18 protein-coding genes and 1 tRNA gene are annotated in these 19,312 nt (G+C 63.1%); 10 read left to right on the top strand and 9 right to left on the bottom strand.

Features of this window, described 5'->3' with window-relative positions; genetic code table 11:
- Nucleotides 1–77: 77 nt before the first annotated feature.
- Nucleotides 78–809 (top strand): formate dehydrogenase accessory sulfurtransferase FdhD, encoded by a 732-nt coding sequence (locus HL657_RS10510; RefSeq protein ID WP_317296767.1) that lies wholly within the window; start codon nt 78–80, stop codon nt 807–809.
- A 488-nt stretch (nt 810–1,297) separates the two neighbouring features.
- On the opposite strand, the gene HL657_RS10505 is transcribed toward HL657_RS10510, so the two are convergent.
- From HL657_RS10505 to HL657_RS10495, 3 genes are all read right to left on the bottom strand, one after another.
- Nucleotides 1,298–3,937, bottom strand: coding sequence for an aminotransferase class V-fold PLP-dependent enzyme (locus tag HL657_RS10505; RefSeq protein ID WP_317296766.1), 2,640 nt, complete (start codon nt 3,935–3,937; stop codon nt 1,298–1,300).
- A 56-nt stretch (nt 3,938–3,993) separates the two neighbouring features.
- Entirely contained in the window at nt 3,994–4,548 is a 555-nt protein-coding gene (locus HL657_RS10500; RefSeq protein WP_317296765.1) for a hypothetical protein, read from the bottom strand.
- A 69-nt stretch (nt 4,549–4,617) separates the two neighbouring features.
- Nucleotides 4,618–5,160, bottom strand: a complete 543-nt coding sequence (locus HL657_RS10495; protein WP_317296764.1) for a nitroreductase family protein — start codon at nt 5,158–5,160, stop codon at nt 4,618–4,620.
- A 93-nt stretch (nt 5,161–5,253) separates the two neighbouring features.
- Here HL657_RS10495 and HL657_RS10490 point away from each other — a divergent pair, with 93 nt between their 5' ends.
- From HL657_RS10490 to HL657_RS10480, 3 genes are all read left to right on the top strand, one after another.
- Nucleotides 5,254–5,565: a DUF1894 domain-containing protein gene (locus HL657_RS10490; protein ID WP_317296763.1), complete on the top strand. Its 312-nt coding sequence runs from the start codon at nt 5,254–5,256 to the stop codon at nt 5,563–5,565.
- 179 nt (nt 5,566–5,744) lie between these two features.
- Entirely contained in the window at nt 5,745–6,374 is a 630-nt protein-coding gene (locus HL657_RS10485; RefSeq protein ID WP_317296785.1) for a DUF47 domain-containing protein, read from the top strand.
- 5 nt (nt 6,375–6,379) lie between these two features.
- On the top strand, nt 6,380–7,567 hold the full coding sequence (locus HL657_RS10480; protein WP_317296762.1) for an inorganic phosphate transporter: 1,188 nt from the start codon (nt 6,380–6,382) through the stop codon (nt 7,565–7,567).
- Between the two features lie 531 nt (nt 7,568–8,098).
- On the opposite strand, the gene nth is transcribed toward HL657_RS10480, so the two are convergent.
- The 3 genes from nth to pyrH all read right to left on the bottom strand — a co-directional run bounded on the left by nth (nt 8,099) and on the right by pyrH (nt 9,599).
- Nucleotides 8,099–8,758 carry an endonuclease III gene (nth, locus tag HL657_RS10475; protein ID WP_317296761.1) on the bottom strand — a complete coding sequence of 220 codons (660 nt, stop codon included), beginning with the start codon at nt 8,756–8,758 and terminating at the stop codon, nt 8,099–8,101.
- A 6-nt stretch (nt 8,759–8,764) separates the two neighbouring features.
- Nucleotides 8,765–8,839 (bottom strand) — tRNA-Pro (locus HL657_RS10470).
- A gap of 55 nt (nt 8,840–8,894) precedes the next feature.
- Nucleotides 8,895–9,599 carry a UMP kinase gene (gene pyrH / locus HL657_RS10465; protein ID WP_317296760.1) on the bottom strand — a complete coding sequence of 235 codons (705 nt, stop codon included), beginning with the start codon at nt 9,597–9,599 and terminating at the stop codon, nt 8,895–8,897.
- Nucleotides 9,600–9,640: 41 nt separating this feature from the next.
- Here pyrH and HL657_RS10460 point away from each other — a divergent pair, with 41 nt between their 5' ends.
- The 4 genes from HL657_RS10460 to HL657_RS10445 all read left to right on the top strand — a co-directional run bounded on the left by HL657_RS10460 (nt 9,641) and on the right by HL657_RS10445 (nt 12,747).
- A complete protein-coding gene (locus tag HL657_RS10460) occupies nt 9,641–9,796 on the top strand; it encodes a ZPR1-type zinc finger protein (RefSeq protein ID WP_317296786.1) in 156 nt (51 codons plus the stop codon).
- 42 nt (nt 9,797–9,838) lie between these two features.
- Nucleotides 9,839–10,852, top strand: a complete 1,014-nt coding sequence (amrS, locus tag HL657_RS10455) for an AmmeMemoRadiSam system radical SAM enzyme (RefSeq protein WP_317296759.1) — start codon at nt 9,839–9,841, stop codon at nt 10,850–10,852.
- Nucleotides 10,833–11,327, top strand: coding sequence for a Mut7-C RNAse domain-containing protein (locus HL657_RS10450; protein WP_317296758.1), 495 nt, complete (start codon nt 10,833–10,835; stop codon nt 11,325–11,327). Before amrS ends, HL657_RS10450 begins: the two co-directional genes overlap by 20 nt.
- A gap of 265 nt (nt 11,328–11,592) precedes the next feature.
- Entirely contained in the window at nt 11,593–12,747 is a 1,155-nt protein-coding gene (locus tag HL657_RS10445; RefSeq protein WP_317296757.1) for a glycosyltransferase family 4 protein, read from the top strand.
- 8 nt (nt 12,748–12,755) lie between these two features.
- On the opposite strand, the gene HL657_RS10440 is transcribed toward HL657_RS10445, so the two are convergent.
- Nucleotides 12,756–13,808, bottom strand: coding sequence for a hypothetical protein (locus HL657_RS10440; RefSeq protein ID WP_317296756.1), 1,053 nt, complete (start codon nt 13,806–13,808; stop codon nt 12,756–12,758).
- A gap of 216 nt (nt 13,809–14,024) precedes the next feature.
- Between HL657_RS10440 and HL657_RS10435 the strand changes: the two genes are divergently transcribed.
- On the top strand, nt 14,025–17,504 hold the full coding sequence (locus HL657_RS10435) for a HEAT repeat domain-containing protein (protein ID WP_317296755.1): 3,480 nt from the start codon (nt 14,025–14,027) through the stop codon (nt 17,502–17,504).
- Here HL657_RS10435 and HL657_RS10430 read toward each other — a convergent pair.
- Both HL657_RS10430 and HL657_RS10425 read right to left on the bottom strand, forming a co-directional pair.
- Nucleotides 17,501–18,169 carry a flavodoxin family protein gene (locus tag HL657_RS10430; protein ID WP_317296754.1) on the bottom strand — a complete coding sequence of 223 codons (669 nt, stop codon included), beginning with the start codon at nt 18,167–18,169 and terminating at the stop codon, nt 17,501–17,503. The genes HL657_RS10435 and HL657_RS10430 overlap by 4 nt on opposite strands.
- Nucleotides 18,170–18,226: 57 nt before the next feature.
- A complete protein-coding gene (locus tag HL657_RS10425; protein ID WP_317296753.1) occupies nt 18,227–18,688 on the bottom strand; it encodes an FxLYD domain-containing protein in 462 nt (153 codons plus the stop codon).
- Between the two features lie 134 nt (nt 18,689–18,822).
- On the opposite strand from HL657_RS10425, the gene msrB reads away from it, so the two are divergent.
- Nucleotides 18,823–19,302 carry a peptide-methionine (R)-S-oxide reductase MsrB gene (gene msrB, locus HL657_RS10420; RefSeq protein ID WP_317296752.1) on the top strand — a complete coding sequence of 160 codons (480 nt, stop codon included), beginning with the start codon at nt 18,823–18,825 and terminating at the stop codon, nt 19,300–19,302.
- The last annotated feature ends 10 nt before the right edge of the window (nt 19,303–19,312 follow it).

The following is a 19,312-nucleotide window of genomic DNA, read 5'->3' as shown; positions in this document are numbered from 1 at the left end:
GCATGATCTCTACAGAGTATCAAGTCTGCCCCGGAGTGATCCCGGCGGCGCGTGCGGCATACGCAACGTGAGGAACCATGTTCAAGAGAATTGCCTGTATCCGTATCGGCGGCGGAGAGATCGTCCGTGATGCCGCCGAAGAGACGCCGGTGGCGGTCTTCGTCAACGGCCGGCACCTGACGACCGTTGCCCTGAGCCCCGGCGGATTCCGGGACTTCATCACCGGCTACCTCTACACTGAAGAGATCATCAGGAGCCCCGGCGAGATAGAGTCGGTCAGGATCGAGGAGAACCGGATAAGCGTCCTCACAAAGAACATCTTCAAGAGGGGCAGCGTAAAAAAGACGATCCTCTCCGGGTGCGGAGGGGCCGTCTCTTATATCGACACGCAGAAACTGCCCATCATCGACTCCGACCTCGCGGTTACCGTCCCGGAGATCGAGGCCGCGGTCGCCGCCCTCCCCGCGCCCGGTCCGCTCGATGCGGTCGCTCTTGCCGAAGGAGGGCGTATCGTCGCCTGCGCAGAAGACCTCGACCGGCACAACGCCCTCGACCGGGTGATCGGCCGGGGCCTGCAAAACGACCTCGACTTCTCCCGGACGGTTGCCGCCTGCACCGGGACGGTCACCTCCGAGATGGTCCGGAAATGCCTCGCGGCAAACATCCCGGTACTGGCCTCCGCCGGGTCCCCGACGGCCCTCGCCGTTGAGATCGCAGACGAGACCGGCCTTGCCATCGTCGGGTCCGCGGGGACGCCGGAGATGGCGGTGTATGCGCACGAAAAACGGATAACAGGGATGGGGGCGTAGGGCTGGGTGAGTGAGCACTCCCTGGGGACAAAAATGAATTGCAGAGGGTTATCGGGGGGGTGACCCTGCTGCAACCTTGCTTTTGATCGCGGCAGGAGAGGAGGTTCCATTGGGCCCCATCTTACGCGCCCGATAGTTCCCTTGGGCCACATCCGGCACGGAGTTCCATTGGATATCGCCATGCACTGCCCCCGCCCCGGGGGAAGGAGTGCGACGGACAGGACGTCCGGAAGGTCTTCGAGTGCGGGTTGCAGGTGTCCGAATACATGGTAGAGACAGGGGAGGGGGCATGCCCCCTCCCCGTCAGCCCCTCCCCAATGGCGATATCCTCACGGTCCACTGCATGGGGAGAACTCTGGAAGAATCGTGCACGGCTTCCTGCCGGTTATCGCCACGCACTGCCCGCCCCCCTCGGGGGGCGGGAGGAGCGCGAAGCGCGGGCGGTGGGGGGACTAAAAAGGTAAATTGGCAATCCCGGGAGGCAGACCTCACCGTCCCCGGCAGATCTCGTCGACGGCCGCAATCAGGAGGTCGATCTCCTGCTCGGTCGTAAAGGCCGCCATGCTCGCCCGCACCGTCCCCTCCGGGAGGTTCAGGTGCTCCATGAGCGGCTGGCAGCAGTGATGCCCCGAGCGCACCATGATATCCGCATCCTCATCAAGCATCTGCGCGGCCTCCTGCGGGTGGACGCCGTCGATGGTGAACGAGACGACGCCGATCCGGGCATCCGGGTTTTTCCCGGCGTAGACCGTGACCCCGTCAATCCCTGAGAGCCCCTCGATCAGCCGGGCGGTCAGGCGCTCTTCGTGCCGGTGGATCTTATCCATCCCGATCGCCGAGAGGTAGTCCACGGCGACCCCGAGCCCGATACCGCCGCCGACGTTCGGCGTCCCGGCCTCGTAGCGCTGGTAGCCCTCCGCCGGCTCATACCCCTCCGCCGTCACGCTCGCGACCATGCCCCCGCCGACGTTCGACGGCTCGAAGAGGAGATCCCGCATCCAGAGGACGCCGGTCCCGGTCGGCCCGAACATCTTGTGCCCCGCAAAGCAGAGGAAGTCGCAGCCGAGATCCGCGACGTCGACCGGCATATGCGGCAGCGACTGGGCTCCGTCCACCAGAAGGAGCGCCCCGTGCTCCCGGCAGAGTGCCGCGATCTCCTTAACCGGCGTCGTCACGCCGAGGACGTTCGAGGCGTGGGTGACGGCGACGAGCCGAACGCCGCCCCCGGCCAGGGTCTCCTCGAGCGCGGCAAGGTCGAGCGAATAATCGGCGTCGATCCCGATCATGTCGAGCGCGACCCCCTGCTTTGCGAGCACCCGCCAGGGGAGGAGGTTTGAGTGGTGTTCGAGGACGGTGGTCACCACGCGGTCCCCCGGCTTCCAGGAGAGCCCCTGTGCGACCATGTTGATCGCGTCCGTGGCGTTCTTCGTAAAGACCGTCACCCCGGCCTCGCCGTTGACGAACCGGGCCACCTTCTCGTGGGCGTGCCAGTAGCGCTGCGTCGCGATCCGGGTCAGGCGGTGGACGCCCCGCCCGACGTTCGCCCGGTAGCGGTGCTCGAACTCGACGAGCGCCTCAACCACCGGTTCCGGCGAGAAACTCGTCGCTGCGTTGTCCAGATAGATTATGTCGCCGAGAATCGGGAAATCCTTCCTGATCTCGTCCGGGGTGAACTCAATCTCCGCCGGCGGTGCCGGCTCACGGGAATCCATACTCTTCATAGTTGCCACCTTTACCGCCTCTCTGACCGGGGCTTCCCGCAGGCTAAAGTCATCGTTCACGGCGATGCCCCGATCCCTGCAGACTTCCCGCATCTTCGGGGGCAGCGCCCGCCACCGCCAGAGCCCCCACCGGTGGTACGCGTCCGGCAACCCATTCTTCTCCGCCCACCGGATAAGGAATTCGTCCCAGCGATCCGTCAGTTCGGGGTGCATCTCCCGGAGCCCCTCGTACTCGCTCTCGAGCACCGCCGGGCAGAGATAACAGCCTATCCGCTCGAGCCCCTTCTCGTAGAGCGGGTTCATGGGGGCCTTCTGCCACCAGAGGTAGAGGAAGACCTCGAGCGCCCGCCAGTTCCGGATCGGTGAGATGTTCAGCTGCAGGGGGTTTGCCGGGTTCTGACTCGTTTCGTCGAGGTCGGCACGGTTCCAGGACTCGTACCAGCGGTTCCCCTGGATGGTGACACAGGGGCCAAGCCCGGCAAGGTAGATCTTCAGGGGGTGAAGTTTCAGGAGTTTACAGCACCAGCGGTGGTCCTTCCCCGGCGGCCCCGCCTTCTCGACCGCCTGGAAGAAGTCGCCGCCCTTCCGGATGATCTCAACGCCTTCCGACTCCACGAACTCCACCGTCTCGGGGAGCTCGATCCCGGTATCGATGAAGAACGCCTTCTCCACCCCCGCCTTCCGGGCGAGATGGAGGACAGCGGTGCTGTCCTTGCCGCCGGAGAACGAGACGTTCACGCACGGCCGGTCGTTCATATGCTTTTTGATGGTGCGGACGGCGTTGCGTTCGAGGTTCTTTAAGTGGTAGCGGTTCTTCTCGATCACCTCGTCCCAGCCCGGATCGGGCCGGGTGCGGGGCTCGACGGAGATGAGTTCTTTCACCCGGACCTGCCCGTCCTTGACGACGCCGGTGCCGTATCGGTTTTTGTAGGATACGATGACCGTCCCGTCGGGCACGGGAGTCGCCAGGGGGAACCGTTTCCCGCCGATACGGCCCTTATGCGCGCTCACGGCAGGCTCGGCCTCGAGGTCGACGATCCCCCGCGTTGCATGCGGCAGGATATACGGGAGCGCCTCGGGCGCGATATCGAGGCTGAACTTCCGGGTGATGGGGTCAAACGAGAGCCAGCCGAACCGGTCGCCGTGCGCGATCACAAGGTCGGCACGGTCGACGCCGCCGGTCTTGTTCAGGAGCACGACCCGGGGCAGGGGGACGTCGCCGAACCGTCCGGTAAGAAGACGACGGATGAGGGCCATGTCGGCGGCGAGTGCCGGCCGGACGTCGTGCGGCTGCAGGAGCGGTATCTCCCTGACTCTCGTCTTGCAGGCGCAGGTCCGCCCGATGAGAGGGACGTTGCACAGGTCGCACCAGTAGAGGAATTTTTTAACTGCCGGTTCACGCTTCACTTGAAGAAGGGTTGACGGCTGCAGACATAAGTGAACCGACGAAGGGGCTCATCAACTCACGACCGCCTCAGCATCAGGCCGAGACCGGCGCCGAGGACGACCAGCAGGACTGCCGCAACCGCGAGGAAGACGGTATTGGCATACCGCTGCACCTGAACGCCGGGGTAATCCGGGCCCGGTTCCGTGACGTTGATCGGGACGCGGGCGTCGGCGCCGGAGACCGGGTCGATGATGACGAGCAGGAGCCTCCCCGCCAGCAGCTCCGAGGATGCTATCACCCCGCGGAAATGCCGGGTGCTGTCGCCGGAGGCCGCACGTTCATCCTCCGAGATCGTATACCCTGCGACGAGCGAGCCGGAAGCGGTGCTGTAGATGCGCGCATCAACGCTCTCCGGGGGACGGTAGAAACTCGCGTCCCGGGTCCAGACGGCGGAGACGGCAAGGTCTTCGCCTCCGGAGAGGGTCTCGTTCGAGACCGAGACAGAAAGATCGGGGAGCAACGGGGGTGTCGCGCCCGGGACGGCGCAGGGCATGACGAAGAGGGCGGCTAAAGCCGCGAGGGCGAAGAGATGAAACCCGGGCGGACGGCCCGGCATCCCATACGGCTTCATACCCGGGTATCCGCACGGCATACGATAATTGTTCCCCTCTCCGGCACAGGGGCGGCCGGTATCGGCTGTTCACCAGTGCTCGTAGCGCACCAGTTCCGATACTTCCTTGCGCCGCTTTTCCTGCGGCCGGTCGGCGGGATACCCGAGCGGGGTGAACGCAACCGGCTCGGCGTTATCGGGGATGCCCAGCGCCTCGCGTGCTGCGCCGATATCGAAGGCGGCGACCCAGTGGGTCCCGAGACCCAGGCTCGCGGCCGCGAGCGTCAGGTGGTCGATGGCGATTGCCACGTCCACGTCGCTGTAGTTCTTCCCATCGGAGCGGGTCCATGCCTCAGACGGGACGGTGCAGGCGCAGATGAGGACCGGCGCCTCCCGGAAGAACGATTTAGAGTAGATGCGCCTGAGTTCGTCCTCCTTCCCGGCGGTATGGATGACGATGAGCCGGAAGGGCTGCCGGTTCGCCGCCGTCGGGGCCAGGCGGGCGGCATCGAGCACCGCACCGAGCTTCTCGTCCTCGACGGGGTCTTTTTTAAACGACTGGGCGCTGTAGCGGTTCCGCGCGAGGTCGAGGAAACCTTCGAAGGTCTTCATGGTGGTTTCTGCGATAGCCATGGTGACCGCATCGTTTCGTCCCCTATATATGGTTGACCTCCGGAGCGGCGACCGGCGCAAGGTATTTATTCGTATAGCTGCGAACAACATCTGATGCCATCCTGTTGCGTAAACAACCTCAGTGGAAAAGTGCTTCTCCTGAACGTAATGCCGGAAGAGGTAAACGACTACGTCCGAAAGCACTGCAAAGAGTACTACGAGATGCCGCCCAACTTTGTGTTCAAAGATATTCGGATGCTCCTGAAATCTCCCATGCTCGTCGGGCTCCAGGTCAGGAGAAGCAAGATCCTGCTGCCGTTCACAAAGCGCTGCGCTGGCCCCGGAACCATGCTCTACGAGATCGCGGCGAAGGAGGCCGACCTCGACTTCATCCGCAACAATCTCCCGAAGGTATCGGAGGATTGAAAGGGCGGCACGAGGACGGCCATAATCGGATCCGCGAACAGATCTCCAGTGGGCAGGGCCTTCGCCCGCTACAGGGACTTGTGCTCCCGTCCACACCGTTTCACCGTATCCCACTGCCCGACAGCGTGGCATGACCGATCGCTATATAGTGCCTGACTGAAAAACGCTATATGATCATTGTGGGCATTAAGGAGTGGGTGGTCCCTCAGGATAAGGTTTTTTTTGATCTCTTCGACAGGATGGCCCAGACGGTCGTTTCTGCAGCCGATCTGCTCGTCGATTTCGTCGAGAACTTCGAGGACGTGAAAGGAAAGTGTCACCGGATGAAGCAGATCGAACACAGGGGAGACGAGATCACACATGAGATCTACGAGCAGCTGAACAGGACGTTCATCACGCCGCTCGAGCCGGAAGAGATCTCCCGCCTTGCATCGGCGCTCGACGACATCCTCGACTACATCGACGGCACTGCACAGCAGATGTACAGCTACGGCATCACCGAGACCGACGATCAGATGATTGAACTTGCAAAACTGATTCAGCTGAGCGTCATCGAGATCGAGAAGGCCGTGACCGGTATCCGGACGATCAAAAACCCGGTTCTGATCGAGGAACGGTGCATCGAGGTGAACCGCCTGGAGAACGTCGCGGACAACGTCCTCAATCATGCCATCATGGACCTCTTCAAGACAAAGGATGCGATCACCATCATCAAGCTCAAGGACATCTACGAAAACCTTGAGATGGCGACTGATAAGTGCGAGGACGTTGCAAACGTCTTGAGCGACATAGCCATCAGACACTCCTGACCGCTATGGATCCGATCATCATCCTCGGCATCCTTCTCGCGCTACTTTTTAATTTTGCAAACGGCCTGAACGATGCAGCAAACTCAATCGCCACCATCATCGCGACAAAGGCCTTAACGCCCCTGCAGGCGGTGCTTCTTGCCGGGGTCTTCAACCTCCTCGGCCCTCTTCTCTTCACCACGGCGATTGCGGCAACCATCGGCAGGGGGATCGTCGATCCCGGATCCCTCACGCCGATACTGATCCTCATGGGCATGGCCGGCGCAGTGCTCTGGGTTCTTGCAACCTCGTTCTTCGGGATCCCGGTCTCGAGCAGCCACGCCCTGATCGGGGGGCTGCTCGGTGCCGGGATTGCGGCCGCGGGAACGGGGGCGATCCTCTGGCCGTCGCTTGTGGTCATTGAGCAGACCGTCATCTACGGGTTCATAGGCGCGATCCTCGGTGCGGTCATCACGGGCGCAGTTGCATACCGGAGAGGTGACTTCAAGCCGTGGAACCTCCTCCTCGGGGGGCTCATCGGGGTGACGGTGGCAATTCCGCTCGCCATCGCAACCGGGTTTCTGAAGATCAGCGGCATCCTCGCGGTCGTGATCTTCATCGTCATCTCCCCCACGCTTGGATTCCTCTCCGCGTTCGCCCTCGGCACCGTCGTCACCTGGATCTTCCGCAACCATCCTCCCCGGCGCTTATCCCGTATGTTCAAGAACCTCCAGATCTTCTCGGGCTCGCTGCAGGCCATCGGCCACGGCAGCAACGACGCCCAGAACGCGATGGGCATCATCACCGCGATGCTCCTTGCCGGCGGCCTGATCACCGAGTTCTCCGTCCCGCTCTGGGTCATCCTCACCTCTTCGTTTGCCATATCCCTCGGAACGCTCCTCGGCGGGTGGCGCGTCATCGACAAGATGGCCAACCGGATTACGCGGATCCGGCCCTACCAGGGGTTTGCCGCATCGACCGCCGCCGGGAGCGTCCTCTCGCTGATGACCGCGTTCGGCGTCCCGGTCTCGACGACCCACGCGGCAACCGGCGCGATCATGGGCGTCGGCACAACCCGCGGCTACTCGGCGGTCAAGTGGGGAGTGGTCCGCGAGATTCTCGTCGCGTGGATACTGACGATCCCGGCGGCGGCGGTCGTGGCCGGCGGGTGTTATCTCGCCGCGCGGGCGTTGATCGGGGGGGGGTTTGAATAAAGCGGTTCTCTACCCGGTCACCTGCACTCCCTTTATCGCGTGACGAAGTCTGGCAGGTTCACATAACCCTGTAAATCCAACAATGCATAATCCCATCCACGGATTTCAGGTGGGGTTGCGAAACCCGAACCTGGTATGCCTCCTGCTCTAGTTCTAATATAACACCGCAATTCGAAGCCAGATGCTAACTCAATTTTCGAACACCCATCATAGCTGCGAGGAGCCCGTCCCCATGCACGGCTTTCCAGGGGATATCGCCACGCACTGCCCCCGCCCCTAGGGGCGGGGGAGGAGCGCGAAGCGCGGGTGGGGTGGGGGGTTACAGACATTCATTCCGACTTGGAGACAGGGGAGGGGGACAGGCCCCCCTCCCCGTCAGCCCCTCCCCCAATGGCGATACCCCCACGGTCCAGTATACCAGGCGGTGTTCCAGTGAGAACAGGGGCCTGAAAAATCCGTGGAGATGGGATTTGCGGGGTTCCGGAGAACAGCAGTTCGCACAACGCCCCGCGCAACCGCGAGCCGGCCCCCTCATTTCTCCTCCCCACCCCGCAGTTCCCTATAATACCGGCAGAGGTCCGCGACGATGCACTGCTCGTGCTTCGGGTTCTGCGCCGTGCAGACGGCGCGCCCGTGGCGGATCAGGAGGTAGTTGATGTCCCGCCAGGCCTCCTCGGGGAAGAGGGCCACGAGGTCGCGCTCGATGATGTTGGGGTTCGTGCTGTCGGTGAACCCCAGCCTCTTCGAGACCCGGCGGACGTGGGTGTCGACCGCGATGCCGACGTTGATCTCGAACGCGTGGGAGAGGACGATGTTCGCGGTCTTCCTCCCCACCCCGGGAAACGACTGCAGTTCCTCCATCGTCCGCGGGACCTCGCCGCCGAAGTCGGCAACGAGCTTTCGTGCCGTCTCGACGATGTAGCGGGCCTTCGTGTGGTGAAACCCGATGGTCCTGATGAGCGGCTCGACCTCCTCGGGCTCCGCGCGGGCGAGCGCCTCCGGCGTCGGGTAGCGGGAGAAGAGGGTGTCGCGGACGGCGTTGACGGCGCGGTCGGTCGTCTGCGCGGAGAGGATGGTGAGGATGAGCGCCTCGAAGGGGTTAGAAAAGTCGAGAAAATGACGCCTGTCATCGACGACGGGATACTCCGCAAGAAGACGGCGGTACGCCTCGCAGGCGGCCTCGCGGTTCATAACTGATGGGGCAGGGCAGATTCGAACTGCCGTCAAAGCGTCCCAAACGCTCTAGGATGGACCAGGCTACCCTACTGCCCCCGTACCACCATACATTGGAAAGCCAGGCAAAAATAGTTGCCGATGGAGAAGAGGTTCAGGACAGCAGGGGGTTTGAAGATTCTCTGCTCACGACGGTGCCGGAGTATACGCCCTCCACGATCGCCCGGTAGAGGTTCTCCGGGTCGCGGCCGTCAAGCACCAGGAGCGGGATGCCGGACCGCTCGATGACCTTTCCGGCAACGATGTCGAGCACGATGTTCGCGCCCGCATTCATCCTCGCCCCGGTGATGATATCGAGGAGTTCCTGCGGCGTGAGACGCTCGTGCTTCACCGCGCCGGCATCCTTCTTCGGATCTGCGCTGTAGATCCCGTTGACAGACGTGGCGTTGATGAGCAGGTCGGCACCGACGCTCTCGGCGAGGACCGCAGAGACCGCATCGGTCGTCTGCGCCGGGGTGATGCCGCCCATGACGACGATCTTTTTGGCCTGTGCAAACTCCTGCGCCTCCGTGTAGTTCTCCGCAACGCGCGGGTAGGCCGCGTCCCCGAGTCCGGCGATGAGCAGGCGCGCGTTCAGCCGCGTCACCATGATACCGAGTTCGTCCGCCGCCGCCTCGCCGGCACCGAGATCGCGGGCAACCCGGATGTACCGGCGTGCCTCCCCGCCGCCGCCGACAACGATGAAAATACGACAATTCTCGGCAACCTTTTTCAAAACAGAGACGTATCGGCTTATATTGTTCGATTCAAGCGAAGGTACCAGAACCGAGCCGCCCAGAGATAGTACGATCTTCTTCATTCCACCCTACTATTATCCCCAATATCACTCATATACCTGTTGTGAAGATGCTGCACTGCCCTGTATGCGGTTCCGCGGATGTCTGGGTCGTTACCGGCGGCTGTACCGGCTGTGTCTACCGGTGCAAGCGCTGTGGGTATCGCGGAGCGCTGGTCGTCGAGTACGACGAAGAAGACGACAGGCGGAGTGAGCGGTAGCCCACAGTCATAAATATCATGCTTCCCCTCACCCGTAATCATATGCACGAGGCGCGACTCTACCAGAAACTGGAGGACAACACCGTCCGCTGCTCGCTCTGCGCTCATCGGTGCACCATACGGGACGGCAAACAGGGTATCTGCGGCGTCCGTATCAACCGCGGCGGCACGCTGTATGCCGCCACATTCGGCAAGGTCATCGCCGAAGCGGTCGACCCCATCGAGAAGAAGCCGCTCTACCATTTCCTGCCCGGCACCCTCTCCTACTCCCTCGGCACCATCGGGTGCAACTTCCACTGCGCGCACTGCCAGAACTGGCACATCTCCCAGCAGACGCTGGAGATGGAAGCGCTCAGGGATATCAGCCCGGAACAGGGCGTGGAACGGGCGATCCGGTCCGGCTCCGCAAGCATCGCCTGGACCTACAACGAGCCCACCATCTGGCACGAGTACCCGCTCGCGATGGGGACGCTGGCGCGACAACAGGGTCTCGGGACCGTCTACGTCACGAACGGCTACATCACCGAAGAGGGGCTCCGCGAGCTCGCGGGAATGCTCAACGCCTTCCGCGTCGACATCAAATCGTTCTCCGACACCTTCTACCGGAAGGTCTGCGGGGGACGGCTGCAGCCGATCCTCGACGCGACCGCGCTTGCAAAGGAGCTCGGGATGCACATCGAGACGGTCACGCTGGTCATCCCGGGGCAGAACGACTCGATGGAAGAGATGGAAGCGCTCATCCGGTGGGTGCTCGAGAACCTCGGCCCCGACACCCCGATGCACTTCACCCGGTTCCACCCGGACTATAAGATGCTGGACGCGAGGCCGACCGCGGTCAGGACGCTCGAGAAGATCTACGAACGGGCAAAAGAGCTCGGAATCCACTACCCGTATCTCGGCAACGTCGGGGGCCACCCCTACGAGAACACCTACTGTCCCGCCTGCGGCAGCCCGGTCATCGAGCGGTCGGGCTACGCCGTCCGGATAACGGGGCTTGACGACCATACCTGCACAGAATGCGGCGGGCGCATCGAGTATGTCTCGGAGATCAGGTGAACGCCAGAGGTTCCTGACCGACAGGATGCTCGGGACGCTCACCCGCTACCTCCGGTTCATGGGCTACGACACCATGAGCGCAAACAGCCTCTCCCCGGGGAGTTCCCGGGAAGACACGCTCCTCCTCGAGATCGCCACACAGGACGGCCGGCTCCTCCTGACCCGGGACCGCGAACTCGCACGGCGGGGCGGTGCGCAGGCGGTCTACATCGAATCCGAAGAGATCATGGCTCAGATCCAGCAGGTTGCCGACCTCGGGCTCATCGAGCCCCGGATCCGGATGAGCCGCTGCTCGCTCTGCAACACACGCCTCCGGCCGGCCACCGCACGGGAGATCCGGGAGACGCGTTACGCTCCGCGGTCGGCCCGGGGAAAGGAGTTCTCGTGGTGCCCCGCGTGCCGGAAACTCTACTGGATGGGTTCACACAGCGCCAGCCTCGAGCGGCGCCTCAAAGAGATGCGCTCCTCCCCCTGACCGGCCACCTGCCGCATCCCCCGTAAAATTGCGGAGAAAATTCCATTTTGGGCATTTTCTGGAGAATCCTGGAAAGGTATATCAGGTTTCAAGGAGTATGGAGCGCGACGGCTGCAGGCCGATCGATCCGATCTTTCATCAGCCGTGACGCCTGCGGAGAAGTATGCCGACCGCCCGGTGCGAACACGATCTCGGTCGTCCGGGCCTGCAACGGGACTTCGTGCCTGAACCGGCGGAGCCGGTTCAATCTGTCAGGGAGAATACTATGGAAAGTCTGAAGATAGCATTTTTCTGTTGGGAATCGCTGTATGCAGAGCGGGTCGGCGGGCTCGCAAATGCGGCAACAAATCTCGCCGAGACGCTGGCACGGGAACACGAGGTGCACTTTTTCACCCGGGGTGAGGGAAAGGACGCCGAGGTCAACGGCGTCCGGTACCACTACTGCCGGCCGGCGGGACAGGACATCGTCCGGTACTGCTCCGATATGAGCAGGGGGATGCTCGACCGCTTTAGCGAGTTCGACGCAAAGCCGTTCGACCTCCTGCACTTCCACGACTGGCACGTGGTCGACGCGCTCCGCCGGCTCCGGGACAGGGAGACCATCTTCACCTACCATTCGACGGAGTTCGGGAGGAACGGGAACACCTTCAGCACCGGATGGCCTTTTGCGGAGATATCAAAGATCGAGCATTCCGGCGCATCGATTGCCAAACACATAACCGCGGTCTCCTCGACCCTCAAAAAGGAGGCCATGAGCCTCTACGACATCCCGGACTGGAAGATCGATGTCGTCCATAACGGCATCGTGCCCGCCCATTACCAGGCGGACGTCGATCCGGAGGCGGTGAAACAGCGTTACGGCTTTGACCCGGACTCTCCTCTAATACTCTTCGTCGGACGGCTCGCATGGCAGAAGGGGCCCGACATGCTGGTGGATGCCGCCCCCCATCTCCTCCGGAAGCACCCCGACGGCCAGTTCGCCTTCATCGGCGACGGGCAGATGCGCCGGGGCCTCGAGACCCGGGCCCGGTCGCTTCCGATCCGTTTCCTTGGACGGCTGGACGATACGGACTACGTCTCGCTCCTCAATGCAAGCGATATCGTTGCCATCCCGAGCAGGAACGAGCCGTTCGGGCTTGTGCTCCTCGAAGCGTGGAGCGCCGGCCGGTGCGTCGTCGCGTCCGACGTCGGCGGGCTCTCGGAGAACATCGAGCACGGGACCGACGGGGTCAAGGTGCGGCCGCACCCGGACTCGATTGCCGAAGGGCTCTCCCGGGTTGCGGATTCCCCCGAGAAGTCGCTTTCCATGGGCAGGGAGGGGCTCGACAAAGTGAAGAAGGAGTTCCCGTGGAGCCGCGTTGCGGAACGGATGGAAGGCGTGTACCGGAAACTCGCGAACCAGGACACCGTCCTCTGCTGACCGCCCGTTCACGGCAGCATGACGGCTGCAAGATGCTCCATCAGGCGGAACGGGTCCGATGAGACCACGGGTGTCCCCGCGTAGAGTTCCATCCCCCCGATATCCGAGGTCCGGGAATGCAGGTCGCCCCGGTCCACCACCCACGCGACGGAGTAACCCTCTTCCCCGAGCGGCGGCAGATACACCGCCGCGTTGTAACTCTGCACCCCGATGTTCTGGTAGCATTCGAGCACTTTTGCGAGTGCCGGAGCGAGATCGTGCGGCGACTGCGTGAGTATCACAACCTCGTGCTCTTTTCTCGGGGTGAGGTGCGCCATGACCCGGGCGTTTTTGTAGACGAGCCCGAGGCCGATGACGGTGTGGGCCATAAAGAGGTCGTCGTAGTATTCGCTCCCGTAACGGCACCGGTACTCCTCCCGGGCCTTCTCAAGCCGTTCCGGAGCGGCATAGGGACGGCGGGTGAGCAGTACCTGGGCATGGTTGTGCACGACGCTCGCCCCCGCACGCCAGAGGAAGTTCCAGATTACGAAGGGGTAGACCGCCCGGGGATCTGTCCGGTGCGCATCCTGGCACCAGCGGATGGCCACGCTGATCATATCGGCGATCTGCGGCTCTGTGGTGATGTAGGGGTTCGTATCCTTCGCGATGATGACGGCGTGGAGGTAATCGTATTTGGCGATGTTGCTTGCGGTGATCCAGTGGTCGCCGTCGATCCTCCCGAACGTGTCGGCCGGCGTCTCCTCGAGGGGGTTTGCGAACGGTCCCCCCTCGGCAAGCGCCTTAAGGTCCCGCGTCTCCTCGGCGCGGGGCGTCAACACCGGACGGCGTGCCCTGACCGAATTGAAGAGCGTGCTCTCGCCGGTCTGGTTATTGGTCACCCTGACGATCTGCTGCGTCTCGATATCGCCGTACTTCTCCCGCACCCACTCTTCCATCGCCTCGGGGAAGACCAGGTGTCCGGGTTCGACGTACCAGGAGTATATCCGGGAGACGAGTTCCTCCATATCCGGCGCGAGTTCCTTCACGATACCCGGCAGCCGGGTGATATCCAGCCTGACCATGGAGTCTCCGTATACCGGTCCCGCACCGATAAAGATTCGCATCGGCCGGGCCTGGTTGAGAGAGGCCTCGAACGGAATGGACAGATCATGTTTGTGGCCGCGGTGCCCCGCAGGACCTGAAATCGAATACTTATTGGCTACAGATAGAGAACATACTCTCAATCCACGAGGAACCGACGAAACAGCACTCCGAAACTCATTCTCCGGCAGAACAGCATGGCATTCTTCAACAAACCCCGGGCGAACGTTGACGGGTTGCGGCAGGCGAAGGATTACCCCGGCCTGGCTGCAGTTCTGGACAGCGAAGACCCCGGAAACCGTGCTGATGCGGCGCGGGCGCTTGCCGCCCTCGGGGTCCCCGCCATTCCGGATATTCTCACAGCGCTCGAGGACGCCCGCCCGGTATCGCGGGAGCGGATGGCCGAAGCCCTCGCATCAGCCGGAACCCCTTCCATCCCGCTGCTCCTCGCCCTGATTCTCCGGGCAAGCCCTGCTCTGCAGGCATCCATCGCCCGCGCAATCGCGGAGATAGGCGACCCGATGGTCGAGGCACTGCTGCCTGCACTGCACCACCAGCAACCGGTGATCCGGCGCGCTACGGTGATCGCTCTCCAGGGGATGGGCAGGAAGGCATTCATGCCCCTCTCCGAAGCGCTCCGTGACAGCAACCCGTCGGTGCAAAAAGAGGCCGCAAACGTACTCGCCTCAATGCGATGGTCACCTGAAGGTCTCCAGGAGAAGGTGCAGTTTTACTACCTCCGGGAAGACTGGACGGAACTTGCCAGACTCCAGGGAGCGGCCGTCCCGATCCTCCTCAAAGCCCTGGCGAGCGAAAACGCCTGGATACGGTGCGAGTCGGCTCAAACCCTCGGGAAGATCCGCGATTCGCGGGCTATCCCGCAGCTTATCAAAGCGGTGAAAGATCCCCGGATAGATGTCCGCGTACGCGCCATCGAGGCGCTCGGGGAGATGGGTGACGACCGGGCGAAACCCCCGCTGGCCGATGCCCTCAACGACCCGCACCACCAGGTGCGGATGGAGGCGGCATGGGCGCTCGGGCGGCTGGGCTGGGTGCCGCGAAGCGACCTCGAGAGAGCAGCATACCTGATTGCAAGGGAGCAGTGGATGGACCTTGTCCGGATGGGGAGACCGGCCATCCTGCCGCTCATCCAGGCTCTCGGGGTGGAGTATTCCGGTGTCCGCACCGGTGCGTGCGAAGCGTTGCGGCAACTGGGGCCGCCTGCGCTCCGTGCCCTGCATATGGAAGCCTCAGCAAAAGACCCCGCGCGGAAGCAGCGGGCGCAGAGCGCCCTCGAGTATATCCGGCAGCGCCAGGAAGAATTGTCCCGGAACCAGCCCGTGCAGGAAGATTCTTCCCGATACGAGAAGGAACTCAAAGAAGGGCTCGCCATCCAGAGGCGGTTCGAGAAGAAGTTCAGGCGTCCGGGGTATGCACCGGGCAGGCAGATCAAAGAACCCTCACCCCCACCCAAAAAAGAGGAGGCAACTCCTGAAAAGCCGGCAGAACAGGCGGCTAAAGAGCCCGAGGTGGCCGCAAGCCTCGGAGACCTCATCCAGGAGAGCCAGCAGGCGGAGGCGGCGTGGGCACGGGTCAAGGCACGGCGGATGGCCGAAACATCGGTTGCCCCGTCCGGCGCCATCCCGCTCGACCAGCTCATTCCGCTCGAGTTCGAGCAGGAGATCATCGAGACCGGCGAGGCCGAACAGGAGGAGCGGCCTGCTCTTCGGGCCGAACAGGAAGTCCAGGAGCCGGAGATCCCGGAGATTCCGACGAAGACTGTGGAGCCGCCGGAACCCCCGGAGCCGCTCCCCGAAAAGACGCCGCTTGAAAAATGCCTTGAAGCGCTCAGGAGCGGCGACGACAACATCCGGGAAGCCGCAGTCGCTGCGCTCCAGGGCATGGGGAAGGAGGGAGTCAGGTACCTCATTGAAGCGTTGAGCGACCCCTACTACGGGGTCCGCATCGCCGCCGCCGAGGGGCTCGGTGAACTCGGGGATAGGAGCGCCGTCGATGCGCTGATCCGGACGCTCCGTGATGCAAGGGAAGACGTGCGAATCGCCGCCGCCCACTCACTCGGCCGCATCGGTGACCGCCGTGCGATTGGGCCGCTCATCCACCTTTTTGCCGACAGGTACCACGGTGTCCGGGTCGCTGCGGCGGACGCCATCGTTGAATTCGGCCGTGATGCGCTCAGGCCGCTTGAGGAGGCGCTCTCCGATCCGGTGCCGGTTGTCCGGATGACAGCGGCGAAGGCGATAGGGCTCATCGGCGCGACCGAGTCAATCCCGGTTCTCATTGAGCACCTGGGGGATGCTGCCCCGGAAGTCCGGTGGAGCGTTGCCCGGGCCCTGGGTGACTTCGGCTCCCTGGCAATTGAACCGCTCGCTCTGGTGCTGAAAAAAGGAAGTAAGGAGATGCGTCTTGCGGCGATCGATGCCCTCTGGGAGATGCTGGATACGCGGGCAGGCGACGTCCTGCGGCTTGCCCTTGAGGATGAGGATGAAGATGTGAGGGCAAAAGCGATGGCCGCCCTCAGAAAACGGCAGGTGATAGATGTGTGGCGGGTGGCGCTCGGCAGCCAGGTCCAGGACGAAGAGCGCACCGTAAAGAAGAGAACCACCCGACAGGAGGACAGGAAGGCGTTTGAACAGTCCGGCCGGGAGCAGATAGATACCCTCATCGGGGCGCTCAAGGATAAGGAGTGGAACACGCAACTCGGCGCCGCCACACACCTCATCATGATGGGACGCCCCGCCGTGGAAGGCCTCATCCATGCGCTCAGGAACGAGGACCCGGAGATACAGACTGCTGCCGCCAGTATCCTTGGTGATATGCGCGAGACGGCGGTCACGCCGCTCATGGATGCCCTGAACGACACCGACCGGTTCGTCCGGCTTGTTGCTGCCCGTAACCTGGGTAAGATCGGGAACAAAAGGGCTATTGAAGCCCTGATCGGCTCCCTGCACCAGGAACCCGATAGTGAGGTCCGGGCAGCCGTGGCGGAGGCGCTGGGGTATATGGGGAGCAAGCAGGCGATAGAGCCTCTGGCGCTGGCACTGCAGGACCGGAGCGAGACGGTCAAGATTGCCGCCGCCCGGTCGCTCGGGTATATCGGGAGCCTTCGTGCTATAGAACCATTGGTCCTGGCGCTCAACGATATGGACGACCGGGTCAGGTACGCCGCACTCGAGGCCCTGAAAGACCCGGGGCAGACAATGCGGAGCCACCTCGTCAAAGCGCTCCGCACCACGGACGGGGAGTTCCGGGCAGGGGTCGCCGAAGCGCTGGAAGCAGGAGGCTGGGAGCCGGAGACCGCCGAGGAACAGGCCCTCTATCTCATAGCACTGAACCGGTGGGCAGAGGTAGAACAGGCCGGCGCTGAGGCGCTGCCGGTGCTCATTGAGGTGCTCTCCGACCCGTCTCTCGAGGTCAGGACAAACGCCGTCAGGGCCATTGCCCGGATAGGCGGGGAGGAAGCTATCGCCCCCCTCATCCAGGCGCTCCAGGACGACGCTCTCGGGGTCAGAAAACGCGCGGAAAGGGCACTGATCGATATGGGCAATGCGGTGCTCGCCGAACTCGAACTGGCGCTCGAAGAGGGGCGGCCGGAGGCCAGGGAGGGGCTGCAGCGGATCATCGATGAGATCCGCGTGAAAGGAGAGGAGGCAGCCTAGGGTATCCGCCCGGCCGCCTTCCAGTAGTCGTACTCGTGGTGCCAGCGGTCCTTGTTCGCCGTGACCAGCGCCCGCATCCGCTCGAGCGTCGCGGCGTGGAGCTTCTCCTGTTCCGGGTATGTCTCCTTGTTCTCGATGGCTTTTGCGAGAATCCTCCCGAGTTCATAGGCCCTCCCTTCCGCAGGCACGATCGTCTCCGGGTCACCCCCGAGAACCACGCCGACACCGCCCACGGTGTTCGCGCCCAGGGTCTGGAGGACCCCGTTAAGGTAGGCCACGACGTCATCCGCTCCGGAGCCGCCCGCCGTGGAGACGGCGCACCCGTACTTCCCAAGAAACATCTGGCAGTGGATAGCGTCCGCCATCCGGTCAAGCATGGTCTTTATCTGGGCGGTGACCGAGTCGATGTAGTTGGGCGACCCGAGGACGATCCCGTCGCTTTCAAGCATCTTCTGGTACAACCCGGCAAAGTCGTCCTTCTTGACGCACTCTCCCCGCTCGCAGCAGACCAGGCACCCGTTGCAGTACTCGATCTGGAGCTTCGCAACATCCACGAGCTCCACCTCGGCCCCGGCACTCTCCGCCCCGTCGAGGACTGCCTGGACAAGCCGGAGCGTCTGGCTCTTTGAGGCGCGGGGGCTTCCGTTAATCCCAAGTATCTTCATCTGTTTTCCTCGTTTGCAGTGTTCATGCGTCCGCTCCGGATACGCTCGCCCGCAGCCTCACGGGATGTCGTGCGTGACGGTGAGTTCGGCATGATACTGCCGGTCGCAGTCACCGGGGAGCGGGTCGATGGTGAATATCTTCGTTTCGCCCGCCTGGAACCGGGGGGCGAGAACGGTCTCGGTCGACCGAATCATGTTACTCTCGTCGTCGACGAGCATGAACCGGATAACGACGTTTCTTGCGGGCGCATCGCCGGTGTTGGTCACCGTCCCCGTCACGATCCAGTAACAGGACCCGTCGGTGCGCAGATGCTTCTCCGGTGCAGTGACGGTGGTCGAAAACGACGGCTGCGGCCCGGCAGGCGAGTAGGTGGTGTGAGCAGCCGGCGTCGCCTCCGGGGTCGGGGTACGTATTCCCGAGACCTCAGAGGTCCCCGTGCAGCCTGCAGCGGCAACAGCGCCGGCGAGGCAGCCGAGGAGCAGAAGGATCGTAATGCTCTTTCCAGAGACATCCTGCATGATGGTTCATCGACCGGAGGGTATATAACGGATACGCAAGCGCATCCGGCCGCCGGGCCGCCGCCCGGCAGGGGCCGGGGAACGATTTATATGCTCTCCGGATAAGGAGCCGGCCGAAACCGGGAGGAGTGCCGATGAGCAGGGAGAGCGTAGAAACCGTCGGGACCGTGAAGGTCTTGAATGCCGTAACGGGAGAGGTGGAGGAGGTCGAGAGGGTCGTCAAATCCGATGAGGAGTGGCGGCGCCAGCTGACGCCGGAACAGTTCTCCGTTGCCCGCAAGGAGGGCACGGAGCCGGCCTTCACCGGGAAGTACTGGGACTGCAAGGAGGACGGCTTATACGTCTGCGTCTGCTGTGGCAACCATCTCTTCTCCTCGATGACGAAGTTCGAGTCGGGGACGGGCTGGCCGAGTTTCTGGGAGCCCGTGTCGGACTTGAACATCAGAACGGATCTCGATAACCGGTTCCTCATGAGCCGGATCGAGGTGCTCTGCAGGCGGTGCGACGCCCACCTGGGCCACGTCTTTGATGACGGGCCGCCGCCGACCCGTAAGCGGTATTGCATGAACTCGGCATCGCTCCGGTTTGTGCGGCAGAGGGAGCTGCAAGGATAAGGGGCGGGAT

This window comes from Methanoculleus nereidis (assembly GCF_032944295.1).
GTDB classification, from domain to species: Archaea; Halobacteriota; Methanomicrobia; order Methanomicrobiales; family Methanoculleaceae; genus Methanoculleus; species Methanoculleus nereidis.
Note: the sequence above shows the minus strand (reverse complement) of the source record. Positions and strands in the feature narration are given on the sequence as shown.